The organism is Luteolibacter sp., assembly GCF_058122085.1.
Map to the genome: position 1 here is coordinate 1 of NZ_JBIKBQ010000204.1, position 2,642 is coordinate 2,642.

The window sequence follows — 2,642 nt, forward strand, 5'->3', positions numbered from 1 at the left end:
GCGGCCTTCATCCCAAAAGCAATTTCCAAGCATTCCGCTTGCCGCACGTATTGCACGGGTGAGTTGAGGGTTGATAGGAAGAATCGAATCCGCCACTCTTCCTCATTCCATCAACTCTCAACCACCCACTTCCTCCCCGTGAGCCCTATCACCATCGCCGCCATCAAAGAACAAGCCGGGGAAATCCCCATCCACGCCGCGATCCATGCCCAGCTCCAGTCCCGCAACGCCCGCACCACCAAGGGCGGGAAACCCTATCTGGAACTCGTTTTCGCCGACGCCACGGGCCATTTCTCCCTGAAAATCTGGTCGGACTCGCCGATCTACGACGCCGCGGAGAATCTCGCCGACAACACCATCGTCCGCCTCGAAGGCGAGTGGACGCAGAACCAATACGGCGTCAATCCGAACCACCTCGCCTGGCATCACCTCGATGACACCGCGATCGCCAACTTCCTCGCCGGCGATCCCGCCACCCGCGAAAAACAGGAGCGCGACTACGCCGACATCCAGCGCTTCTGCGACTCCCTCAGCGACCCCCGCCTGCGCGGGCTTTGCGCGAATTTCCTCACGCAAATGGGCGACCGCTTTCGCCGCACGGCCGCCGCGAAAAAGAACCACCACGCCCGCCGCGGCGGCCTCGTCGAGCACGTCGCCCAGATGATGCGCTCCGCCGCCGCGCTGTGCCCGGTTTACCCCGAGCTCAACCGCGACCTGATCCTCACCGGCGTGCTCTTCCACGACTGCGGGAAACTCTGGGAGAACTCCTACCCGGAAGACGGCTTCGGCCAGATCCACAGCATCCACGGCGAAATGTTAGGCCACATCCCGCTCGGCATCGAGCTGGTCAACAAGCTCTGGAACGACCTCCTCGCCAGCCCGGATGCGGAGGAATGGAAGTCGCTCAAGCCGTCCACCGAGATGACCCGCCTGCACCTGCTGCACCTCATCGGCAGCCACCACGGGCAGTTTGAATTCGGCTCGCCCGTGCTGCCGCGCACGCCGGAAGCCTTCGCCCTTCACTACATCGACAACCTCGACGCGAAGATGGAAATGCTCCGCGACGCCTACTCGCAAGCGACTGAGATCGCCCCCGGCATTTACGACCGAGTCTTTCCGCTGCCGACGAATCTGGTGCGCCCGCTGGCAAATTTCATCCCGCCGCCACCTGCGTCGCAAGTTGCTGTTTCAGAGGAGGAAGATGAACCCGCTGACCAACCTTGAGATAAGTTTCCGTCGCGGGCTGTGGCAACCGCTTCGTGGCAGTGGACTCAAAGCCTTCCCGCCACGCCATCCTCAAAAGCCTTCACGAGGCCATTGATCCACTCCTTGTTCTTCTCGCTGTCATCCTCTTTCGTCCAGCGGATAAACGTCGCCTGAAGCCACACCAGCAGGCTCTTCGTGACATACGGGAGCGGAAACACCCAGCCGTCGAATTCGATGAAATCCTTCGTCACCACCGCTTGCTTCGGGATCGGGAGAATCGGTAAATCGTCGGCGGAAAGGATCCACACCCCATCCGGACTCCGCCCACACGGCGGTGCGGTGTGTCTGTCGAAATGCCTGCGGTCAAATGGGGGTTCAAATTTCATGATTGTAGCAGCGTGTCTGTGACCGTCGTGAATTTCAGGATTGTAGCGGCGCGTCTATGACCGCCGCACTTTGCCTCTCAGTCCCGGAAATGCCTTGGCTGTGCGCGATGTTCTCCATTTCAGCTTCTCAGCTTTTCAGCGTTTCAGCTTTTATGTCGAGGTGTCTTCTTCCGAGTTCGATCTCCCGCACGATGATCAGCATCCAGAGGTAGAATCCGAAATACAAGAGTCGCTGGGCCAGGCTCACGAGGTTGGGCTGCCATATCCGAATGAGCAGGCCCGTCATGATCCAGAGCAACACCACCCATTGCGCCCGCGACCAGTATTTGCGATCAGGTCCGCGTCGCTCCCACAGAAACATGGCTCCTATCATGGAGAGTAGAATCTGGAGTTGCGCCAAATAGATTCCCTGACGGTGAAGCCAGTAGGCCCGCAGACTGGCGTCATACTTCGGAACCTCCATGCGGTTGAGTTCTGCCACCGCCTTGAAATCGAGGTCTCCCCCGTTGCTGCGATATGCGCCACCGCGAACAGCACGGGGATGAGCATCAAGACCCACTTGCAGATGAGCGACAGCAGGCCATCCAATTGCCTGCCAAGCACGTCGATTCGATGGCGAATGATGAGATGAAGATTGGAATCCGGAAGAGCGGTGTGGGTGGTGGTGCGGTTCATGGTCAGGTTGCGAACGAAACCAAACTGCCACGATCCGTCGCAGCCGGGAATCGCCGAGATCCCATGTCACATGACTGCGCGGTCATAAACCGGCGAGTTGCCCCCCTCCCCGAGTGATGTAGGATTTACAGCATGACGCGCACCCAGATCCAACTCCCGGACGAGCTTTACCAGCGGGCCAAGGCCTTCGCCGCGCAACGGGAGCTTTCCCTCGCCGGGGTCACCCGCCGTGGCTTGGAGTTGTTTCTCGACCGCTTCCCAAGCACTGAGCCAGCAAGCGGTGCTTGGACGCTTCCTCGCGTCGATGCGGGCGGCATCAAGGTGCCCTTGGAAACCCTTCGCGACATCGCCGCCGATGAAGAAAGCACTCGCAGT

The 2,642-nt window shown here is 60.0% G+C and carries 4 protein-coding genes; 2 read left to right on the plus strand and 2 right to left on the minus strand.

The window, feature by feature from the left end; genetic code table 11:
- Positions 1 to 138: 138 nt before the first annotated feature.
- A complete protein-coding gene (locus AC4DF4_RS18550) occupies positions 139 to 1,224 on the plus strand; it encodes a 3'-5' exoribonuclease YhaM family protein (protein WP_490049582.1) in 1,086 nt (361 codons plus the stop codon).
- 47 nt (positions 1,225 to 1,271) lie between these two features.
- Here the strand turns inward: AC4DF4_RS18550 and AC4DF4_RS18555 are convergent, their stop codons facing one another.
- Together AC4DF4_RS18555 and AC4DF4_RS18560 are read right to left on the minus strand one after the other, a co-directional pair.
- Positions 1,272 to 1,592: a hypothetical protein gene (locus AC4DF4_RS18555; RefSeq protein WP_490049583.1), complete on the minus strand. Its 321-nt coding sequence runs from the start codon at positions 1,590 to 1,592 to the stop codon at positions 1,272 to 1,274.
- 127 nt (positions 1,593 to 1,719) lie between these two features.
- Positions 1,720 to 2,073 carry a hypothetical protein gene (locus tag AC4DF4_RS18560; protein ID WP_490049584.1) on the minus strand — a complete coding sequence of 118 codons (354 nt, stop codon included), beginning with the start codon at positions 2,071 to 2,073 and terminating at the stop codon, positions 1,720 to 1,722.
- 326 nt (positions 2,074 to 2,399) lie between these two features.
- Here AC4DF4_RS18560 and AC4DF4_RS18565 point away from each other — a divergent pair.
- Positions 2,400 to 2,642: antitoxin (locus AC4DF4_RS18565; protein WP_490049585.1), on the plus strand; the 243-nt coding region annotated here is incomplete at its 3' end.

Excerpts from the sequence above, each read along its gene's own strand:
- AC4DF4_RS18555 (WP_490049583.1), bottom strand. The coding sequence starts at position 1,592 with ATGAAATTTGAACCCCCATTTGACCGCAGGCATTTCGACAGACACACC.